The sequence below is a fragment of the Geminocystis herdmanii PCC 6308 genome (assembly GCF_000332235.1).
Classification (GTDB): Bacteria; Cyanobacteriota; Cyanobacteriia; order Cyanobacteriales; family Cyanobacteriaceae; genus Geminocystis; species Geminocystis herdmanii.
In genome coordinates this window covers 2,679,044-2,699,028 of record NZ_CM001775.1, presented here as the reverse complement: position 1 = coordinate 2,699,028, position 19,985 = coordinate 2,679,044, and the positions used below count along the sequence as shown (strand labels likewise).

The 19,985-nt window shown below is 33.5% G+C and carries 18 protein-coding genes; 12 read left to right on the top strand and 6 right to left on the bottom strand.

Annotated elements, in window-relative coordinates; translation table 11 throughout:
* The first annotated feature begins 264 nt into the window (after nucleotides 1–264).
* The 12 genes from SYN6308_RS13430 to SYN6308_RS13380 all read left to right on the top strand — a co-directional run bounded on the left by SYN6308_RS13430 (nucleotide 265) and on the right by SYN6308_RS13380 (nucleotide 9,610).
* Nucleotides 265–477 (top strand): type II toxin-antitoxin system HicA family toxin, encoded by a 213-nt coding sequence (locus SYN6308_RS13430; protein ID WP_017294966.1) that lies wholly within the window; start codon nucleotides 265–267, stop codon nucleotides 475–477.
* Nucleotides 470–694 carry a type II toxin-antitoxin system HicB family antitoxin gene (locus SYN6308_RS13425; protein WP_017294965.1) on the top strand — a complete coding sequence of 75 codons (225 nt, stop codon included), beginning with the start codon at nucleotides 470–472 and terminating at the stop codon, nucleotides 692–694. Before SYN6308_RS13430 ends, SYN6308_RS13425 begins: the two co-directional genes overlap by 8 nt.
* Nucleotides 695–1,352: 658 nt before the next feature.
* On the top strand, nucleotides 1,353–1,913 hold the full coding sequence (gene def, locus SYN6308_RS13420) for a peptide deformylase (RefSeq protein ID WP_017294964.1): 561 nt from the start codon (nucleotides 1,353–1,355) through the stop codon (nucleotides 1,911–1,913).
* 152 nt (nucleotides 1,914–2,065) lie between these two features.
* A complete protein-coding gene (locus tag SYN6308_RS13415) occupies nucleotides 2,066–2,416 on the top strand; it encodes a YbaB/EbfC family nucleoid-associated protein (protein WP_017294962.1) in 351 nt (116 codons plus the stop codon).
* 49 nt (nucleotides 2,417–2,465) lie between these two features.
* The gene (locus SYN6308_RS13410) at nucleotides 2,466–2,960 is read left to right on the top strand and encodes a low molecular weight protein-tyrosine-phosphatase (protein ID WP_017294961.1); all 495 of its coding nucleotides are present in this window, start codon (nucleotides 2,466–2,468) and stop codon (nucleotides 2,958–2,960) included.
* A 228-nt stretch (nucleotides 2,961–3,188) separates the two neighbouring features.
* On the top strand, nucleotides 3,189–3,398 hold the full coding sequence (locus tag SYN6308_RS25315; RefSeq protein WP_202803862.1) for a hypothetical protein: 210 nt from the start codon (nucleotides 3,189–3,191) through the stop codon (nucleotides 3,396–3,398).
* A gap of 25 nt (nucleotides 3,399–3,423) precedes the next feature.
* On the top strand, nucleotides 3,424–4,944 hold the full coding sequence (locus SYN6308_RS22460) for a glycogen debranching protein (RefSeq protein WP_202803861.1): 1,521 nt from the start codon (nucleotides 3,424–3,426) through the stop codon (nucleotides 4,942–4,944).
* 115 nt (nucleotides 4,945–5,059) lie between these two features.
* The gene (locus SYN6308_RS13400) at nucleotides 5,060–5,377 is read left to right on the top strand and encodes an anti-sigma factor antagonist (RefSeq protein ID WP_017294960.1); all 318 of its coding nucleotides are present in this window, start codon (nucleotides 5,060–5,062) and stop codon (nucleotides 5,375–5,377) included.
* Nucleotides 5,378–5,494: 117 nt separating this feature from the next.
* Nucleotides 5,495–5,794, top strand: a complete 300-nt coding sequence (locus SYN6308_RS13395; protein ID WP_017294959.1) for a FitA-like ribbon-helix-helix domain-containing protein — start codon at nucleotides 5,495–5,497, stop codon at nucleotides 5,792–5,794.
* Nucleotides 5,791–6,243, top strand: a complete 453-nt coding sequence (locus tag SYN6308_RS13390) for a type II toxin-antitoxin system VapC family toxin (protein WP_017294958.1) — start codon at nucleotides 5,791–5,793, stop codon at nucleotides 6,241–6,243. The genes SYN6308_RS13395 and SYN6308_RS13390 overlap by 4 nt, the downstream gene beginning before the upstream one ends.
* Before the next feature lie 23 nt (nucleotides 6,244–6,266).
* Nucleotides 6,267–6,686, top strand: a complete 420-nt coding sequence (locus tag SYN6308_RS13385; RefSeq protein WP_017294957.1) for an ATP-binding protein — start codon at nucleotides 6,267–6,269, stop codon at nucleotides 6,684–6,686.
* Complete coding sequence (locus SYN6308_RS13380; RefSeq protein ID WP_017294956.1) at nucleotides 6,686–9,610, top strand: amino acid adenylation domain-containing protein; 2,925 nt, start codon at nucleotides 6,686–6,688, stop codon at nucleotides 9,608–9,610. The genes SYN6308_RS13385 and SYN6308_RS13380 overlap by 1 nt, the downstream gene beginning before the upstream one ends.
* Before the next feature lie 84 nt (nucleotides 9,611–9,694).
* Here the strand turns inward: SYN6308_RS13380 and SYN6308_RS22455 are convergent, their stop codons facing one another.
* From SYN6308_RS22455 to SYN6308_RS13355, 6 genes are all read right to left on the bottom strand, one after another.
* Entirely contained in the window at nucleotides 9,695–13,393 is a 3,699-nt protein-coding gene (locus SYN6308_RS22455; RefSeq protein WP_052312605.1) for a Zn-binding domain-containing protein, read from the bottom strand.
* A gap of 71 nt (nucleotides 13,394–13,464) precedes the next feature.
* On the bottom strand, nucleotides 13,465–14,760 hold the full coding sequence (locus tag SYN6308_RS23440) for a DEAD/DEAH box helicase (protein WP_052312604.1): 1,296 nt from the start codon (nucleotides 14,758–14,760) through the stop codon (nucleotides 13,465–13,467).
* Between the two features lie 174 nt (nucleotides 14,761–14,934).
* A complete protein-coding gene (locus tag SYN6308_RS13370) occupies nucleotides 14,935–15,369 on the bottom strand; it encodes a putative toxin-antitoxin system toxin component, PIN family (RefSeq protein WP_017294955.1) in 435 nt (144 codons plus the stop codon).
* The gene (locus SYN6308_RS13365) at nucleotides 15,362–15,610 is read right to left on the bottom strand and encodes a type II toxin-antitoxin system Phd/YefM family antitoxin (protein WP_017294954.1); all 249 of its coding nucleotides are present in this window, start codon (nucleotides 15,608–15,610) and stop codon (nucleotides 15,362–15,364) included. Before SYN6308_RS13365 ends, SYN6308_RS13370 begins: the two co-directional genes overlap by 8 nt.
* A 76-nt stretch (nucleotides 15,611–15,686) precedes the next feature.
* The gene (locus tag SYN6308_RS13360) at nucleotides 15,687–16,610 is read right to left on the bottom strand and encodes a hypothetical protein (RefSeq protein WP_017294953.1); all 924 of its coding nucleotides are present in this window, start codon (nucleotides 16,608–16,610) and stop codon (nucleotides 15,687–15,689) included.
* Nucleotides 16,607–19,759 (bottom strand): hypothetical protein, encoded by a 3,153-nt coding sequence (locus tag SYN6308_RS13355; protein WP_017294952.1) that lies wholly within the window; start codon nucleotides 19,757–19,759, stop codon nucleotides 16,607–16,609. The genes SYN6308_RS13360 and SYN6308_RS13355 overlap by 4 nt, the downstream gene beginning before the upstream one ends.
* Nucleotides 19,760–19,985 lie beyond the last annotated feature (226 nt).

The window sequence follows — 19,985 nt, the reverse complement described above, 5'->3', positions numbered from 1 at the left end:
AGGAAAATTTCGATCGAAAATCCATATTTGTGTCTTAAAAGTTCGATCGCCAAAGGCGGCGCTGCTTGATCGAACTCTATGATGTTTTAATCATCTTCTGGTTTTCAACTCTTGTATTTTACTTAATTTATTTTAAACTACTTCTACTTCTCGTCGTGATAAATCATTTGTTGAGATAAGGCTGATGATCGAACTATTGTAAAAGATAATTATATACCAATAAGTTATAATCAAAATTATTAACAAAACTCTATAATATGGACAATGCCCAAAAAAGTTAGAGAATTGAAAAAAATGTTAATCCAAGCAGGTTTTAAACAAGTGCCGGGCAAAGGTAGTCATACTAACTGGATACACGAAAATTATCTGGGCAAAATTACTGTATCAGGAAATGATGGTGCTGATGCCAAAATATATCAAGAAAAATTAATTAAACAAGCTATTTTAGAAGTTAAAAAAGAGACAAATAATGAGTAAATATAAATATAAAATGGTGATTGAATGGAGTAATGAAGATAACTGTTTTTTAGTCGGATTTCCTGATTTTATCGGGCAAAAATGGCGCACTCACGGTGATACTTATGCCGAAGCGGTAGCTAATGGTGAGGAAGCATTAGAGTCTTTAATTTTGGCTTATGAAGCTACTGGAGAATCATTACCTAATCCTAGTAGTATTAATTTAATTGAGGTTTAGAATTTTTTAATTAGCAGATTAATTCCCCTAAAACCTCATTAAAAAAGGGTAAGTTTCGCCCTACTAAATTAAACAATTTTTAATATTAAAGAATGATTTTGATAAGGATTAATTTTTAATATGCCTATCAGTTTTTTACTTGATTTTTTAAGCCATAATTAGGGTTTGCTGAATAAATCAGAAAGCTATTAAAATCAACAGTTTAGGCATAATACATTAATCAAAAAGTGTGCAGTTTTAAGGATTTTTATTCAAAAATTCAACACTTTTAACCTTATTTTTTTAAATACAACTATACTCATTCTATCTATTAACAGCATCAAAACCTTGATGTTTCAGTATTTCTCCTATCTCCTGTCTCCTAACTCCTATCTCCTACCTTCATCAAAAGACTTTTTCAGCAGACCCTAATTATTAATTTTTTTCCCATCTTTTAAAGCCCTTTTTGTTAAAGTTATATTTCTATTAGATACTTTCATCAATATAAGATTATGGCTCTTCTACATCCGATGGTGAGTATATCTAGTGCAGTTAATACATATTATACACCATATATTGTGAATTATTCCTTGAGATCGATCGAATAGGACAAAAATCAGGTTAAGATTTTATTATAGTTTCATATTGAAAAAAATTATTGTTAATTTACAATTAAGTTATGACTGTAAACTTGATAGAAAAAGAAAAATTAAATAAATCTCCTTTGGAAATGCACTATTTAGGAGATAAAGTATTGCGTCAACCTGCCAAAAGAGTGGCAAAAGTAGATGATAGTATTCGACAATTAGCGAAGGAAATGTTGCAAACCATGTATAGCGAAAACGGTATCGGTTTAGCCGCGCCTCAAATTGGTATTCATAAACAGATAATTGTCATTGATTGTCAACCAGATAATCCAGATACACCGCCGATGATTTTGATTAATCCTGAAATCAAAAAAATGAGTAGAGATTTATGTGTGATGGAAGAAGGATGTTTAAGTATTCCTAGTGTTTTTTTAGAGGTGACTCGTCCAAGATCGATCGAAGTGGTGTATAAAGATGAGTATGGGAAACAGCAAAAAATGAAAGCCATGGGGTTATTATCGAGAGTGATTCAACACGAAATGGATCATCTTAATGGAGTATTATTTGTCGATAGAGTAAAAAATAATTTTGCCTTAACCGAAGAATTAAACAAAAAAGGATTTTCTCTTTCTGCGGTGCAACCCATAAGCTAAGATAAAGGATTGCTACTCAACGTAAAATTTTTTGCGTCTTTCTTTGCGTCTTTGCGCCTTTGCGCCTTTGCGTGAGATAAAAAGATACTTTGTTTAAGCAGTATCAACATTTATTGTTAATCTATAATATTGAAAATATCAACTAAAAAAATATGAATAATCAAGGAAAAGGATTTGGTTTCGGCTTAGGCAAAATGAAAGAATTAGCTTCCGCCTTTCAAAAAGCTCAACAAATACAAGAAGATGCCAAAAAACTTCAAGAAGAATTAGAGGCGATGGAAATTGAAGCGCAAAGCGAAGACGGTTTTATCATCGTGAAGGTTACTGGAGATCAAAAACCCATTAGTATAGATATTAAACCAGAAGCCTTAGTGGGCAAAAGTGCGGAAGAATTATCAACTTTAGTTACCGCTGTTGTTAAAGATGCCTATCAACAATCTACGGATATTATGAGAGAAAGAATGGAATCTTTAACTGGTAATTTAGGCTTACCCGGAATGTAAAATTAGGAATCAGGAATGAGGAATTTTTGAGATATTGCTAAATTTGATTATGGAAAAAACTAAGTTACTTTTTGTTTGTCTAGGTAATATATGTCGATCGCCTTCAGCAGAAAACATCATGAATTATTTGATTGAAAAAGAAGGCTTAACAGAAAAATTTGAGTGTGATTCTGCTGGTACATCAAGATACCATATTGGAGCTTCTCCTGATCAAAGAATGCAGTTAGCCGCTAAAAAAAGAGGCATTGAATTAAAGGGAAAAGCTAGACAAATTGAAGATTTTGATCTGGAATACTATGATTTAATTTTGGCAATGGATAAATCTAATTATGCAGATATTTTAAGGCTCGATCGTGAAACGGCGCTGCGCGATCGCACTAGAAAATATAAAGACAAAATTAAATTAATGTGTGATTTTACCACAAAATTTAAAGATCAAGAAGTTCCTGATCCTTATTACGGTGGAGAATCAGGATTTGATTATGTCATTGACTTACTCTTAGATTCCTGTCAAGGATTATTAGAATACTGTGAAAAAAAGTAATAAACATAAAAGACTAGATTACTAGAAATCAATTTCTAGCTGATTAGCTTAAATTCTAGGAGACAGAAGATAGTAGTAAAAATTGATTTAAAATTAGCTAAATTGATTTAGTTAATAAACAGATACATAAATCATTGATTTTGTCAAGTTTTATGTTAGGATATATCTCGTCAACAGCTTCACTCATTTCAAGGCGTATTATGATATACCATCTATTATCGCAAAACCATGCAAAGAATTGACATTCATCCCACTCATACCCACGAAAAATTTAAACTCAGACGGGGAAATCCTTACCCTTTTGGAACAAGTTTTGTACCCGGAGGCGTTAACTTCTCCATTTTTTCCAGTCATGCCACCTCTTGCACCCTCGTGTTATTTGAAAAACACGCACCCCAACCTTTCGCAGAAATTCCCTTCCCTGGGGATTATCGATAAAATACCCTATCTTAAAGAGTTGGGGGTGACATCGATCGAACTCATGCCCGTGTTTGAATTTGACGAATTTGAAAATAGTCGCCCCAACCCCGAAACAGGAGAAACCCTTTATAACTATTGGGGATATAGCACCGTAGGCTTTTTTGCCCCCAAAGCAGGATACGCCGCCACAGGTAAATTCGGGATGCAGGTTGACGAATTGAAAAATCTTGTCAAAGAATTACATAAAAACGGCATTGAGATTATTTTAGACGTAGTTTTCAATCATACCGCCGAAGGTAATGAAAAAGGCCCTACGATTTCTTTTCGAGGTATCGACAACAAAACCTATTATATGCTCACTCCCGAAGGCTATTATTTCAACTTTAGTGGTTGCGGTAATACCCTTAATTGTAACAATCCCATCGTACGAGGTATCGTCTTAGATTGCCTTCGTTATTGGGCTTCAGAATACCACATAGACGGCTTTAGATTCGACTTAGCGTCCATCTTAGGGCGCGATCCTTGGGGGGCTCCCCTTGCCAATCCTCCCCTGTTAGAAACCCTTGCATTTGACCCTATTTTAGCCAAATGTAAGCTCATTGCTGAAGCGTGGGATGCTGGTGGCTTATACCAAGTTGGCTCATTTCCAGCCTATGGACGTTGGGGAGAATGGAATGGTAAATATAGAGATAGTGTGCGCAAATTCATCAAAGGAGACGGCACAATTGGAGATTTAGCCCAACGGTTACAAGGTTCGCCCGATTTGTATGCTGGTGCAGGTAGAGCGCCTGCCACTTCTATTAACTTTATTACCGCCCATGATGGTTTTACTTTAATGGATATGGTTTCTTATAACTATAAACATAACGATGCCAACGGGGAAAATAATAACGATGGTAGTAATGATAATGATAGTTGGAATTGTGGTTGGGAAGGGGCAACCGAGGACATTGGCATTAATGTCTTACGCCGTAAACAAATTAAGAATGCGATCGCCATCCTCATGGTATCTCAGGGTGTACCGATGATGCTCATGGGGGATGAAATGGGACGCACGAAACACGGCAATAATAACACCTATTGCCACGATAACGAGCTAAACTGGCTTAATTGGGATTTATTGAAGCAAAATAACGATTTATTCCAATTTACCAAAAATTGCATTAATTTTCGCAAAGCTCACCCCGTGTTAAGAAATACAGGGCATTTCCAAAACCTTGATTATGTCGGTAGTAACTACCCTGATATTAGTTGGCATGGAGTCAAGGCTTGGTATGCAGATTGGTCGCCTTTGAGTAAGACGAGCGCCTTTATGCTGTGTGGTAAACACGCTAAGGGTGGCACAGTTCAAGATAACTATATTTATGTTGCTATTAATGCCCATTGGGAAACCCTTTGGTTTGAGTTACCTCAACCTCCAGCACCCAGCAAATGGTACTTATCTGTGAATACTGGTATGCCTTCCCCTAATGATAGTTATACTGTGGGAGGTGAGCCTTTGTTAGATAATCAGCAAGGGATTTTAGTGGGCGATCGATCGACTATCATTCTAGTAGCAAAATAATGAGGAATTAAGAATTAAGAATGAAGAATGAAGAATTAAGAATTAAGAATTAAGAATTAAGAATTAGGAATATTGCAAATATTGAATTTAAACAATAATAACAGGAGTAAAAACAATGGCATTAGATATTAATTTAGTCATCGAAAATGACGTAGCAAAAATCATTTTAGCAGGAGAATTAGACGGTAGTAATGCGGGTGATTTTAAAACTAAAATTGAAGAAGCCGCCGCTTCCGAGCCTACAAAATTAGTATTGGTGATGAATGATTTAGAATTTATGTCTAGTGCTGGTTTAAGGGTATTAGTCTTTTCTAAACAAAAAATGGGCGCAGGGGTTGATGTTTATGTCGTTGGCGCCGATGAAATGATTATAGATACAATCAAAAAAACGGGACTTCATCACAGTTTAATTATTCAAGAAACCTACGAATAAGTGAATAGTTTATAGTGAATAGTGAATAATTAGGGTTAGAGGAGGGCAAATTCTTTCAAATTCTATGGAAATGCTATATTTGCTAATAATGCTTGATCTTAATAATGAGGTAAAAATATGGCAACAATAATTATCGAAAATGTTCCCGATGAATTAATCGCGCAGATTCAAGTACTTGCTGAACAAAACACTCAATCTATTAATGATAAATTGCTCTCTATTTTAAAACAAGCAATCGAAAAACCTCGAATTTCCATAAAATTTTTGAGTTCTCCTGAAATCGATCGTACTTGGGAAAACAAGTGCAAAAGCGTACCGCAATTACAAGATCAAATTGATAGTATTTCCCGTATTAATCCTCAAGATTATGGACTTCCTGACAGTACCGCATTAATCAGAGAGGATCGAGAAAGATGAGTAATTTTTTACGGTGTGTTATAGATGCTAATATTGGAATTAAACGATTTATTGATGATCCCCTTACCCCAAAAGTTAGACAACTTTTTGATACTCTGTACAACCCTCAAACAGAAATTTATATCCCTGATTTATTTTACATTGAAATAACTAATATATTTTGGAAGTACATTCGTGCTGGAATTTATTCAAACACTCAATTTCAATCCGATTTAGCGATCGTAAAAGCTTTTCCCTTAATCAATGTTTCTACATCAGAGTTAATGTCAGATGCTTTTCAAATTGCTTGTAATTACCAAATTTCAGCCTATGATGGAGCTTATGTAGCTCTTTCTGAAAAAGTTAAAGCTCCACTATTAACTTTAGATCGAAAGTTAGTTAATTCTTTAACCAATTCTACTTATCAAGTGTGTTTTTTTGCAGATTTTTCTCTGTTGCCTTTTTCCTAAATTAATAACAATAATTATTTATTATGCTTGAAAAAATGACGGTTTCGGCTACGTTAGATTCTCTCAAAACTATCACCGAATTTGTGGTAAATTCGGCAAAATCAGCTAATTTAGAAAAAAAAAAGATATATAAATTACGTCTTGCCATTGATGAATTAGCGACTAATATTATTAGTTATGGCTATGCAGAATCTAATGCTACTGGTGATATTATTTTAGAGTGTCAAATCACGGAAAATTCGATCGAATTTAAAATTATTGATTGTGGTATAGCATTTGATCCTAGAACTAAACTAGAATCAGAAGAAGAAACCATCGAGATTCCTTTAGAAGAAAGACAAATTGGCGGTTTAGGAATATTTTTGGCTTTTGATGGAGTCGATGAATTTGCTTACGAAAGACAAGGCGATCGAAATATTAATACTTTAACTATTTATCGGTAATGACTAATATTATTTATGTTCAAAACTTTTTTGAAAATATTAACAAAAACTATCTAAAAAACTATGCTGTTTTAACGGAGAATGAAGCTCTTACCTATGAAGAATTAGATCAAAAATCTAATCAATTAGCTCATTATTTACATAGTTTAAATATAGATAAAAATCAAGAAGTTATTGTCGGAGTTTGTTTAGAAAGAAAAGCTAATTTAATCATTTCTTTACTAGGTATTTTAAAGGCAGGATTTGCTTATGTGCCCCTTGATCCTAGCTATCCTAAAAATAGGTTAGAATTTATGATTAATGACTCTCAATTATCTGTAATTATTACCCAAGAATCTCTACAAAATAATTTACCTGATTATACAGGTATCATGGTTAATTTAGATAAAAATAAAGATACTATTAATCAAGGTTCGATCGAAAAAATAGAATTATTACTAGATGATAATAAACTAGCTTATATTATTTATACTTCTGGATCAACAGGCATCCCTAAAGGTGTGGAAATTCTCCATAAAAACACCGTTGCTTTTATTAATTGGGCAATAAATTTTTACTCTTTTTCACAACTAAAAGGGGTTTTAGCTTCCACTTCTATCTGTTTTGATTTATCGATATTTGAAATTTTTGCACCCTTGAGTGTTGGCGGTACAGTCATTTTAGTCGATAATATTTTACATCTTCCCGAATCTCCCCACGCCAAGCAAGTCACCCTCATTGATACTGTACCCAGTGCGATCGCATCTATATGTAAAATTAATGGTATTCCAAACTCCGTAACCACCGTAAACCTTGCAGGAGAAGCCTTATCGAATAATATTGTTCAACAAGTTTACTTGTTTAAACATATCCAACAGGTATTTAACTTATATGGACCTTCTGAGGATACCACTTTTTCCACCGTTGCGCTCATTCCCAGAGGCTATGACGATATTCCCCCCATTGGTAAGCCCATTTCTCAAACGGAAGTTTTTTTGTTAGATGATAAGTTGCAAATTGTCGGGGAAGGGCAATTGGGAGAAATATACTTAACAGGGGCAGGTATTGCGAGGGGTTATCGCAACCGTCAAGACTTAACCGCCGAAAGATTTTTAGTTAATCCTTTCAGTGATAACCTCAACTCAAAAATGTACAAAACGGGAGATATTGGGGTATATTTGCCTGATGGACAATTAAAATTTGTCGGTAGAAATGATCAATTAGTTAAAATTAGGGGTTTTCGTGTCGAATTAGGGGAAATTGAAGCTACTTTAGAGAAGCATCCTAATATTAATAAAGCCGTTGTTATTTTACATAAATTTAGTACAGAAGATCAACGATTAATTGCTTATATTACTTTAAAAATTCCTACGGAAAATGAACAAATCATTCCTGCTATTTTAGGATATTTAAAAACAAAATTACCTGTCCATGAAATTCCTTCTAAATTCATAATTTTAACCGAATTTCCTCAAACTTTAAATGGTAAGATCGATCGAAAATCTTTACCTTTACCTCCTCAAGAAAATCCCCGTAAAACCGCTTATATAGAGCCGACAAATCCCATAGAAATTAAGTTAGTTGATATTTGGCAAAATGTTTTTAGCGTTGATTATATAGGCATTAATGATGACTTTTTTGATTTAGGAGGAGATTCTTTAAAGGCAATTATAGTCATAGATGAAATTAATACTTATTTTAACTCAAATATTTCCATTGATCAATTTTTACAAAATACTACTATTCACTCTTTAGTTAAACATATTCCCTTTAAGAAATCCATTAACTTATCTAAAGATGAATTAAATTTAATTAAGTATGATTCGATTTTACCTTCAAATATTTTTCCTGAAAATAAATTGATTCATAATCAAAAGAATTGTAATGCTTTTTTGACGGGGGCAACAGGAGTATTAGGGGTATATTTATTATCGGAACTTTTAATTAATACTGATTATCAAATATATTGTTTAGTAAGAGGAAAAAATGAAAAAGATGGTTTAGATAGAATCAAAAATAAATTGATTAATAATAATCTTTGGCAGGAAAAATATCTCGATCGAATTATTCCTATTATCGGAGATTTAGCTGAAAGAAATTTAAGTTTATCTTCAGAAAAAATAGAGCAATTAGCCCAAGAAATAGACTTAATTTTTCATTGTGGTGCTTGGGTAAATATCGTTTATCCTTACGCTTCTTTAAGAAATGCCAATGTAAACGGCACAAAAGAAATAATTAAATTAGCCTGTAAAAATAAAACCAAACCTATTTTTTATATCTCCACAACGGATGTTTTTTCTTCAGAAAAAATTACCTTTATTAAAACCGATGAAATCCCCGATGGACATTTTTTATGTGGAGGTTATGCTAAAAGTAAATATGTAGCTGAAAGATTATTGTTACAAGCTCGATCGAGGGGAATTCCTGTTACAATTTTTCGCCCTAGTAATATCATTAATTTTAATCAACCTGCCTCATCTTTTAATGCTGAATTTATTCCCAGAATGTTAAAAGGTTGTCAGCAATTATCCGCTTTTCCTGACATGAAAGCCCTTGTTAATCTTATCCCAGTGGATTATATTAGTAAAACGATCGTCTATTTATCTCAACAAGAATTATCCTTAAATAATAGTTTTAATTTAGTTAATCCTTACCCCATAAAATGGGCTACTTTGTTACAATGGATTAAAAATAATCATCCAAATATCAAAATTATTTCTTATGAGAAATGGTATGAACAATTACAGTACACAGTTCGATCGAAAGTCGATAATGAATTGACACCCTTTTTAACATTACTTAAATCTGAAAATTTCTTACAACGATCGTTAGGTTCATTTGATTTTGAACAAGATAAAACCTTAGAAAATCTCTTTAATATCATTGCTTGTCCTTGCATAGAAAACCAACTATTAAAAACCTATTTTGAAGATTATTTTACCTAAATTTTATCTGATGACACATACAAATTTGATAAACAATTTTTTATATTGTCATTGCGAGGTAACGAAGCAATCTCATTCAAGAGTTTAGAGGTTTATGATAATTTGTTTCAAAAAGTCTAAAATCAAGGTTCGATCGAGCTGATGGTGAAACAGTTGATTTGTATAAGTTCGTAAACAGTCATAACAACTACTGCTACAATCACAGGATCTCATTAGTTCATAAGTTCTTGTTAGAATTTCGGGGAAATATTGGGCGATACGTTTACTATATCCTGCTCCTCCGGGTACATTATCATAGATGACAATTTCTGTTTCACCGTTTTCTAAAGGGCGAAATAAACCATCTAATTCGCTTCTCGGTACATCAATTATTTGAGCTGACCCTGCTAATAAAGCATAGGTGATCGATCGCCAGAAGTCAAGTCCAGTATGATTGTTTTCTGTTGTACCATCAGAGGTAATTTCCCCACCACTATTAAGGTGAATAACTTTGGTATATAGACTGGGAGGTTTTACTTTAGATGTAAAACGGATTTTGATTAAATCGCTTCTAAATTCATGCCCTAAATGGGTTTCTTCGTATCTTCCTTTACATTCATTTCCTGTAATGGGGTGAGTATGACTAATATCTTTTGATGTTTTTCTGCGACTTTTCGTGTCTTTTTCGGTGTTGGAAATTTGATCACTTAAATCTCTACCACAGAATTTACAGAGGGGAAAACCTTTATTTTTAATGCCTTTACCCTTATCTAAATGCCCTTGATTGGATAAAAAGAATTTTCCTCCTTGCACTATACTTAATTCAAACACGGGATATTTTTTCTCTGTATTATTTTCCGTTTCTTCGGGTATCAGGAAAACTTGAGAAGTGGGTTGTCGAGTCGGTTTACTGTAGGGAGTAACTTTCGGTGTCTCATTCCAATCCGTCACAAAGGCTTTTGGTATCTTATAAGGGCGCGATTGTTTCTCATTGGCACTTTTCGGTAATGCTTCACAGATAGGGCATCGATCATAATTTTCCTTAGTGGTATTCGTGACAAAATAGTTACAAGCAGAACAAACCCAATAGTAACGAATGGGTAATTTATCGGGGTTTAATACTCCTACACTAACATGAACTCGATCGTCCACCACAATTTCTTGTCCGGGCGCGTATTCTCCTAACGCTAAACGTCTATCCCTTTGCAGTCGGTGTTTTCCTTGTTTTTGCCAATATTCTCCACTATCAATAGTCATTAACTGTACAACATCAATAGGGAAACCATAAATCGGTAAAATACTAGCTTTGGCTAACTCCTCATGGAGAGAAGTTTTTTGGATTTTTTCTAATTCCTGTTCGATGCGATCGCGCTTTATTTCTAATGATTTTCTTTCTTTTCTATCTCTAGTCTGGGAAATAGATTCTTTTAGTTCTTCAAGAATGGATGTTAAACTATTCCAGTCGTTGAGCTTTTCCTGTTGAAATGTCTCTAAATCCTGTTTAAATCCTTCTCTAAATTGGTTTAATGATTTTTTACTACCTAGTAAATCTAACCATTTTTCGATCACAATTTCTGCTGACTTGGTAGATAACCATTCCATCAATTGAGACAGAATACAATCTTCAGTTATATCACTCATGGAATAAAAATCATCCGATAAACCGAAAAAGTTTCCTAGAGTAATCTTTTCTGCACCCTTATTTAATCTCATCCGCAAATATTCCGCTAACAATTCCGCTCGAATGTGGCGTTTTTGAATCTCATAGTTATCCGTGTCTAATTTGGGTACTAGATTTTTACCGTTAATTAATTTTATCGGTTTTTCAAAATAATATCGATCGTGGGGACGACGTTGCCCATACATTAAGGTTATGGCTACACCATCAGTGCGTCTTCCCGCCCTTCCTGCCCGTTGTTGATAGTTACTGACATGGGGAGGAAAATTGCGCATTACCACTGCTTGTAATTCCCCTATATCCACCCCCATTTCTAGGGTAGTCGAACAACTCAACAGATTGATTTTTCCTTGACGGAAACGGTTTTCTCGGTTAGCTAGTTCTTCTGTACCTAGTTGGGCGGTGTGTTCTTGCGATCGCAGTGGAAAGATTTGCCGTTGAGTGATGATATAGCGATAATGATCATCAGGCAAAGTTTGAGGATTTAATGATTTTAGTTTACCATCACATTTAGGGGCATGACAACGATCGATATTCACATTGGATTTATTAATTATCTTAGCTAATTGAGGAATAGAGAAAATTTGTTGACAGGAATTGCATTGATGCCAGTCTTGATTCGTTTTGTGGAGATTAAATAAATTCCAGTTAAGTTGTCTGCCGTCTTCGTATTTAACAAATATACCAACATTCAAGAGTCGATCGAATAACCATGTTAAATTTTCCCGTGAGGGATATTTTTCATTAAAAAAGTTATAGTAAAAAGATACTAATTGATTTTGTCGCTTCGTTGGTTCATTATCTTTATTCATTGTAGGTAAAAAAGACACGACATTTTTATCTTTTGTTTCTCTTTGTAACTTCACATAGAATTGAGATCGCCCCTTACCATCAAGACGAGAAGGCATACCTCCTTGAATGCCTCCTGTTTCGGGGAAGTAATTAGATGAACCTTGCAGATCGATCGCCCCGTATAGTCTTAAAATATTGGTTAAACCCGTGATAAAAATTTTGGCTTCGGCGTAATTATCATCACTATTTAAGTTAAATCTAGCGGTTAAATCCTCTAAAAACTCTCTATAATCATCAAAATCAAGATGGCAACTGAGTAAACCTAACGCCTCAAGGGAAAATCGTCTAGCGGATGGTAAAGCAAATTCTCGCAATAACAACTCTTTTGCTCTTTTCTCCGCTTTATCTTTACAATCTTTCGGATTAACAGGGGTTTCCTCATTGCTATCATTGGCAACATAGCTACGGTGATGATTTTCTGAAATTCTGTCAGGATGAGGGATAGAAATTTCTAAAAAATACTTTACTAGCTTATCCTTGACTTGGTTAACGGAAGCAATTCCATTGTTTTCCACTTCTTCAAAAGCCTTCCACACCAGTTGACGATAAAGAGTTTCGGTATGGGTGCGTTGAAAATCGGAGGCAAAAAAGGCGGCATCCTGTCTGCCATCGGAAAAAGTCAGTAATTTGCGTCGGGTATATTTTTCGGTGGTGTTTTCTTCGGCTAATAACTCAAACAAACTATCAATCATTACCTCTAAAGGTGCATCGGTATAGGAAATAAAGCGACTCAGGGGAGATTTTTCCCTTGGTTGGGCGTTACAAGCAGGGCATTTTTTGAGAAAACCTCCTTGACAATTCTTTGATTTAGGGGGAATATGCCAATGCAAAACCCATTCATTAGAAGATGATTGAGGAGGATTAGGAAAATTTTTCCCTAGCCAATTATTATCGCTTTTCTCTTTAGCAATAGTAAAACTACCGATGGAAATTTCCTCTTTTTCGGTGTCGGAGTCGTTTAAATCGTCTCCCTCATCGTTGGTGATACTATCTAATTCTCCTGATGTCAAAACATAAACGGAATTATTGTCTTCTATTGCCTCTAAAGAACGAGGTAAAATACTTAATTGATCTTTTTTGTCTAAATAGGTTAATCCGTAGGCTTGTCCACATTTACGACAACTGGATAATTCTATCACGGGTGAACCACATCGATCGCACTCTGTTTTACTATTCAAGTATAGTTTTCCGTAACCCTTGGGTTTATCGGGGTATTGAGGATGAAGGGAGGCTTCTGGGCATTCTGGATTAATACAGGCGTATAATCCTTCCATACTGCGAAAGAGTAAATGAAGTTTAATAGGTATGAGAGGTAATTCTTGGCTATCTTTTCGGGCTAAAGTGCCTAATTGCAGTAATTTAGATAAGGATGTTTATGGGTTGAAGGATTTTTCTGGGTTGAACACTGTTCAACCCCTACAGTTTGTTTTAAGATATGGGAAGGTACGATCGAACTTAATGCTTCTTGCCATGTATCAAGGGAATCGTTAAGAGAGGGTAATTCTAAGGAGGCTAAATGTTGATAAATTTCTGCTTCTGGTAATGGGTAAGGCTTTCCTAAACGCTCATCAATAGAGGTACGATCGCCATAAATAATATTGTCCTCAAATGACTCACTGAATAAGGAGTTGGCAAATTCTTTTATTTGTTGTTTGGATTCGGGTTTATTTTTATCTCCCAAAGTGGCGCTAGTGGCAATACCCCTCATTTTCCCTTCTTCTTGAATACCAACGGCAGATTTTAAACGTTTAATCAGCATTGATACTTCTGTACCTGTTGAACCCGTATAGCTGTGGGCTTCATCCACTACCAACAAAGAAAAATGGGGAGATGATTCAAAAATTTCCTGTCTTTCTTTAGGACGAATCAGCATATGTTCTAACATAGAATAGTTAGTCACGAGAATTTGAGGCGGTTTATCCCAAATTTCTTCCCGTGAAATGGCTTGAATACGGGTAACTTTTTCGATCGCACTTTTTACTAAATCTTCTTTTCTAGTGATTTTATGGGCATTGTCTTCGTCTCTAAACAAAGCTAATAACTCATCTCTGGGAGTGGCTTCTAACTCAATTTTAAGGGCTTCTAGTGCCTGTTTCTCTGATGTTTCTGTGCGACTGGTATAAAAACCAAAGCGGATAAGGTGATTTTCTGTGCTTTGTTGACAAAGTATTTGCCGTAATCTTTTCACTTGATCATTAACAAGGGCATTCATGGGATAAAGTATTAATGCTTGTACTCCTCCATGGGGATTTTTGAGGAGATAATCCATCATGGGAATTAAAAAACATTCGGTTTTTCCCGAACCTGTACCCGTTGCTACAACTATATTCTTATTGTCTTTAACAACGGTTTTAATAGCTAATTCTTGATGTTGGTAGAGGGTTCGATCGACGTTAAATAAATCTAGTATAGTAGGATGGAGGATATTTTCTGCGACTAATTCTCTTAGATTACTGCCTGTTTTATAGGGTTGTGAACCTTCAACGTAAGGATGTTGACTAATATTACCCCATTTTTCTAATAACTGTTGAAAACCATATCGTAAATGAACATCTCTTAAAGGATAAGCGGTGAGAAGATAACGAATTAAGTTTTCACGGGGTTGGGTAACGGCGGAAATGGGATCAAGATAGTGAGACATATACTCTATAAGGGAATATAAAGATACTGGTGAAGGTAGGCAAGAGGCAAGAGGCAAAAGAAAATGTAAGTTAAATACTTCTTTACTGATTTCCGAAATTCCTAAATGGCTAAAGCCATCACTACAAACTAATATTCAATATTTTCTCTCATATCTGTACTATGTTTTGTTAAGTTATGTGTCTAATTTATTATTAATTAAATTCCAAAAATCACGGGGATTAAAAATAGAAATATCTTGAATAGGATGCAAAATTAATAAATCACTATCCCCCGTAATAAGATGTGAAGCATTACCATTTAACGCTAATTCAATAAATTTATCATCTTTTTTATCTCGACAAAGATTAACTCTTTGTATAATCGAGACATGATGCCACGTTGTCTTAATGCGCTCAGAGAATCCTTCTATCTCTTCTGATTTAATATATTTGGCAAACTTTTTCCTATTTAAGACTGAGAATAATTCTGTTAAAGTATCTGTAGAATATAAAATAATTCCATTATCTTCTGCCCAATTTAACACTTGTGCAGGAATAGACTTACGGGCAAGAATTGAACTAATTAAAATATTGGTGTCTAAAACTAGACGCATTGAAGAATTAATCATCTTCTAATAATTCTTGTAATTTTTCTTCCGTTAAACCTCTATCTTCTGCTTTACGTCCAATATTTGCTCTAAATTCTTGAAATTCCCGAATATTGCTTCGAGTTATTCTTTGATAGTCTTCTATAGACAGAATAACTGCAACGTCACGATTTTTTTTCTGAATTACAATAGGTTCACGCTGTGCTTGATTTATGATTGTGCCAAAAGTTTGTTTGGCTTCTGTGGCAGAGACAAATTGCATAATTTAGTTTGAGTGTCAAATTTTGATAATTCTATTATAGACAAAATAGACAAATTAATTATCTAATTGGGAATATTTAAACAAAATTACATCCTAATCGCTTAAATATCTGTTCAATTAACGATCGATAAATATGATCAAAAATTCTGATATATTTACTGTTATCGGCAGGTTTGGATAGTCCATATACCAGTTTATAGTAAGAGTAGGGAATAAATACTTTTTGCAAGTTTAATTGAAATCCCTCTTTGGTTTCATCTAGGGGTATTTGTAATGGACAATTTGCCTGTTTATCTAAATAAAACATGGTTAAGGGGGCTTGTTCTTTGTCCGTTAAGTGGTAAAATTGGTTATCTTCATACCAATAATATTGATAGTCTTTTGCTTGTGTTAATTTTATTAGATTACTATTGGTTAACCGTTCAATAACCGTTATTTTCCATCTTTCTTCTTGGTATTTATATAGATGTCTCTGGCGTGACGGGTTATAAATCTTGATTTCCCCTTGAAGGGTATTATCTAATTTTTCTAGGGTATAAAGTTTCGGTTTTTGGGGGATTGGTAACTCATAAAGGGTATCTTGATAGGTTAAGAGTCTGATTCCGCAACTATTTAGTTTCTCTTTGATTTCTGTAAAATTTTTTCCTCTCGAATTAATCTCTGGAGTGGGGATAATTTCTCTTGTTTCTAACACTTGATGAACTAATTTTAAATAAGCTCGATCGCCCCTAAAATAAAGTATATCACAGTTGTTTTGATCTTCCACTAATACGCTGGGAGGCGCAACACAAAATTTTTTTCCTTTTGCTTTTAACACCTCTCCTTGTAATTGCAATTGGTTTAAATAATCTTCTATTTCTCCTCTGTTAATATTTTCATTAGGGGGTAAACTATGCTCTATTAAAGATACGATCGATCTTAATGTCAATACTCTTGGTAACTCTCGATTATTTAGTTGACGATGATTAGTTAAAATAGTTAAAATTTTCTCATTATTCATCTTCTTTTATGCCCCCATAATGTCAAATTTAATTTAATTCTTAAACGAGGATTTGTTTCTAATTCCGCTAAGATTTCCTGTAATATTGGTAAATATTTGTTATCTTCTAAGGTAATTAAAATTAATTCTTTAATGGTAGAATCATTATCTAATTTAAAAGAGTTTTGACTAAGATTTTTTGCCTTTATTTGTTGATTAAATTCTTGAAATAATATATCTCTTTTATTTTTATTAGCTATAGAAATAGAATAAGTTATAGGAGAAGATTCTTGTTTATTATTTCTTGACTTATCTCCCTTAAATTCATCGGCTATTGTATTTTCTTTATTAATTTCAATAAGTTTATGTAAAGTATCTCCTTGTCGTTTATAGCTTAAAAAATAATAATTATACTCAGGTAAAACATCCCTTAAAGTAGCTAGAGAAAAAGATACTTTTCCCGATGAATCTGCTTGTAAAATTTTTTCAATATTATCTATTCCATTATCTAAACAGAAAGTTATGATTTCTAACGTCCATAAATTATTAAGAGTAATTTGTTTAGTCCAAAATTCCTCAGCAGAGTCAACTTTTAAAGGCAATTCTGGAATAAATTTATTATCTATTTCTATGTCTAAGTATGAGGTGAATTTATCAGAAATTTCGATGGAAGATGATAACTTAAATTTAGGACTCCAAGAGTAATTATTTCCCTCAGTTTGGATATTAAGAGAATATTCTCCTTTACTATTTATCCATTCTCTTAAAGGTATTTCCTGCCATTGACTATTACTATTTAATTCGATTTTTTTGCTATAAAATTGATGATTTTTTAAGTTATTAACGGAAATGTCAACGGTTTCAGCATGAGAAAGAGGAGGATACCACAAAGAAGGAATCTCTAAGTAAATATCCTCTTTTTCTTTAAGTTTTATTCCCCTTAGTTGCGGTTTTGCGATGGTTTCCGTTTCTTCAGGGTTTGTCTGATACCAATGAATAGTTCGAGTTTCTTGTATCGTCTTAATTATAAGTTGACCTTTTTTACCCGTCAATGCCAACTGAATACCCTCCCAACCGCTAATACTCGAAGGGATACCATCTTCTATTAATTCTATTTCCTCAGAGTAGGACAAATCAACATCACTGGGGATAAAACAAATTATTTCTTCTTTGTTGAGGAGATTATCTAATAATGGTATTCTGTCTGCTGTCCAATAGTCAAACATCAGGAAAGGAAAATTCTTTTCGATACCGACACAACGCCAATGGCTTAAAATTTCTCCGTCATTAGTTATTAATTGCCAACACCATTCTTCTGCTATTTCCCTAATGGGAGTGGATAATTCGGGTATGGTTAAATTTCCTGTTTCTGGTATCACTCCTCGCCATCCCTGTTGTGGAATCGAAACTTCACTCCCTCTTAATTCTTCCCATGATGGTTGCCATAATTCCTGTGAGGGTAGCATTAACAGAATATCTCCTGAGTCTTCTATGTCGAGAAAAAGTTTAATCTCGTCGGTGACAACTTCTTTAACAGCTGGTTTGACGGTAATTAAGGGCGGATTTTCTCTAAATCGATGTTGTAGCTTGAGGGTAGAAACATATTCATAACCCTCCTCAGCTTCAATTAAACCTAATTGTTGTATCCCGTCTCTCACAATTTCTCTAAGGGTGTTTTCCACTGTCAGAGAGTGATTGATGGAAATGCGATGGCAAAATCCTTGCCAAAATCGATCACGAAGTGGCGCTGCGCGATCGTTGCGGTAATAATAAGCGTATTCGGATAAAGCAAAGGTAAAGGTATTAATCCAATTATTGTTAGTCCAATCTTTCCCTTTAAAATAGTTATCTAATGCTTCTCTGTTAATAGATTCAAAACCTTTCAAGTGAAATTCGATCGAATCTAACAGCATTTCAGAGAACTCTCTTGAAATGTTTATATTACCCAAATATCGTTCACCTTCGGGTTTATTTTTATCTAACCAACAAGGAAAAATATCCCTTAACCATAAAATAGAAAGATAGTCTCTGCGTTGTTTATAATCATCATCAGTAGAAGGTTTAATGACAGTTTCAACTTCAAAATCTTGCTCTTTTTTTTCTGTAATCTGTTTATCTAATTTCTGAATTAAAAACTCTAATGCTTGTTTTTTTGCCTCCAAACTAGATATTTCTTGATGCAAATTTTGTTTATTTTCTATATAAGTATCTATCTCTTTTTTGAGTTGTTCTTTATTTTCGTTAGAATCATTTATATCCCTTTTTATTTGTTCTCTATCTTCCAAATAAATATCGATTTCTCTGATTAGTTTTTCTTTATTTTCAATATCACTATTTATATCTGTTTCCAGTTGTTTTTTATTAGTGAAATCAATATCAATTTCTCTAATTAGTTGTTCTTTATTTTTAGTATAACTATCTATTTCTATTTCTAGTTGTTGTAAAATGACTTTTTTTTCTCGTATTTTTAGCAATAACTGCTCACTTTTTTCCTGATTATTATCAACAATTTTTGTTAATTCTTCTCCTTGTTTTGTCCTCTCATTAATATCTTGATTTATGTTTTCTAATTCTCTTATCTTTAATTCTATAGAACTATTAATTGCATCAATTTCTCTATGTTTAACGTCTAAAATAGCATTTTGATTAATAATCTCTGCTTCTAATATCTCTCTTTTTTTCTGCTCTTCATTGATGGCTAAGATAATTAATTTTAATTGATTTTTTAATTCATTTGCTTCGTTATTTAAGCTATTATTTTGAACCTTTAAAGAGTTATAAATATTTTCTAATTCACTAATCTTTTCATTTAATTTGGCAACTAAAATTTCTTGAGTATCTTTTGTTTGGGTTGTTTCTTGTATCTGTTGTTGTAAATTTAATAATATTCCTTCTTCTTCTTTAACTTTTGTTTGTAAATCATCTTTATTTTTCTCTAAGCTATAAATATCATTTTGCAAGTTTTTCCTCATAGCATCTAACTCGGCAAAATTATCACTTAAAACCTTGATTTCTGAATCAAGAATTTCTTTTTCTCTCGTTAAATCCTCAACTTGCCGTTTTAGGGTTTTGACTTCTTGTACGATCGAACTTCTTCCTAATATAAGATAGATTAAACGTGCCAAGACTGCACGAATAAAGGTAAGAATTTTTTTGGCGATTTTTTTCATATCAATAACTTAGACACCATAGAAGTTTTTTAGGGGCTATACTTTATTTTAATATGAAAGTAGTCCAGTCAATATTTTTCACTAAAGTTATGGCAAAATTTATTATAACCAATCCGAATATTGATAAATTGACCTAGTGTCCTATGAAACTCCGAGATTTTCTAAACTTCTAATATTTTAAGAGAATCAAGACACTGAAAGAGAAAAATTTGATAGAATTATATTT

What these genes read in the sequence shown, in the direction of transcription:
- SYN6308_RS13430 (WP_017294966.1), top strand. Translation starts at nt 265, where the DNA reads ATGCCCAAAAAAGTTAGAGAATTGAAAAAAATGTTAATCCAAGCAGGT.
- SYN6308_RS13425 (WP_017294965.1), top strand. Translation starts at nt 470, where the DNA reads ATGAGTAAATATAAATATAAAATGGTGATTGAATGGAGTAATGAAGAT.
- def (WP_017294964.1), top strand. Translation starts at nt 1,353, where the DNA reads ATGACTGTAAACTTGATAGAAAAAGAAAAATTAAATAAATCTCCTTTG.
- SYN6308_RS13415 (WP_017294962.1), top strand. Translation starts at nt 2,066, where the DNA reads ATGAATAATCAAGGAAAAGGATTTGGTTTCGGCTTAGGCAAAATGAAA.
- SYN6308_RS13410 (WP_017294961.1), top strand. Translation starts at nt 2,466, where the DNA reads ATGGAAAAAACTAAGTTACTTTTTGTTTGTCTAGGTAATATATGTCGA.
- SYN6308_RS25315 (WP_202803862.1), top strand. Translation starts at nt 3,189, where the DNA reads ATGCAAAGAATTGACATTCATCCCACTCATACCCACGAAAAATTTAAA.
- SYN6308_RS13400 (WP_017294960.1), top strand. Translation starts at nt 5,060, where the DNA reads ATGGCATTAGATATTAATTTAGTCATCGAAAATGACGTAGCAAAAATC.
- SYN6308_RS13395 (WP_017294959.1), top strand. Translation starts at nt 5,495, where the DNA reads ATGGCAACAATAATTATCGAAAATGTTCCCGATGAATTAATCGCGCAG.
- SYN6308_RS13390 (WP_017294958.1), top strand. Translation starts at nt 5,791, where the DNA reads ATGAGTAATTTTTTACGGTGTGTTATAGATGCTAATATTGGAATTAAA.
- SYN6308_RS13385 (WP_017294957.1), top strand. Translation starts at nt 6,267, where the DNA reads ATGCTTGAAAAAATGACGGTTTCGGCTACGTTAGATTCTCTCAAAACT.
- SYN6308_RS13380 (WP_017294956.1), top strand. Translation starts at nt 6,686, where the DNA reads ATGACTAATATTATTTATGTTCAAAACTTTTTTGAAAATATTAACAAA.
- SYN6308_RS22455 (WP_052312605.1), bottom strand. Translation starts at nt 13,393, where the DNA reads ATGGAAGGATTATACGCCTGTATTAATCCAGAATGCCCAGAAGCCTCC.
- SYN6308_RS23440 (WP_052312604.1), bottom strand. Translation starts at nt 14,760, where the DNA reads ATGTCTCACTATCTTGATCCCATTTCCGCCGTTACCCAACCCCGTGAA.
- SYN6308_RS13370 (WP_017294955.1), bottom strand. Translation starts at nt 15,369, where the DNA reads ATGATTAATTCTTCAATGCGTCTAGTTTTAGACACCAATATTTTAATT.
- SYN6308_RS13365 (WP_017294954.1), bottom strand. Translation starts at nt 15,610, where the DNA reads ATGCAATTTGTCTCTGCCACAGAAGCCAAACAAACTTTTGGCACAATC.
- SYN6308_RS13360 (WP_017294953.1), bottom strand. Translation starts at nt 16,610, where the DNA reads ATGAATAATGAGAAAATTTTAACTATTTTAACTAATCATCGTCAACTA.
- SYN6308_RS13355 (WP_017294952.1), bottom strand. Translation starts at nt 19,759, where the DNA reads ATGAAAAAAATCGCCAAAAAAATTCTTACCTTTATTCGTGCAGTCTTG.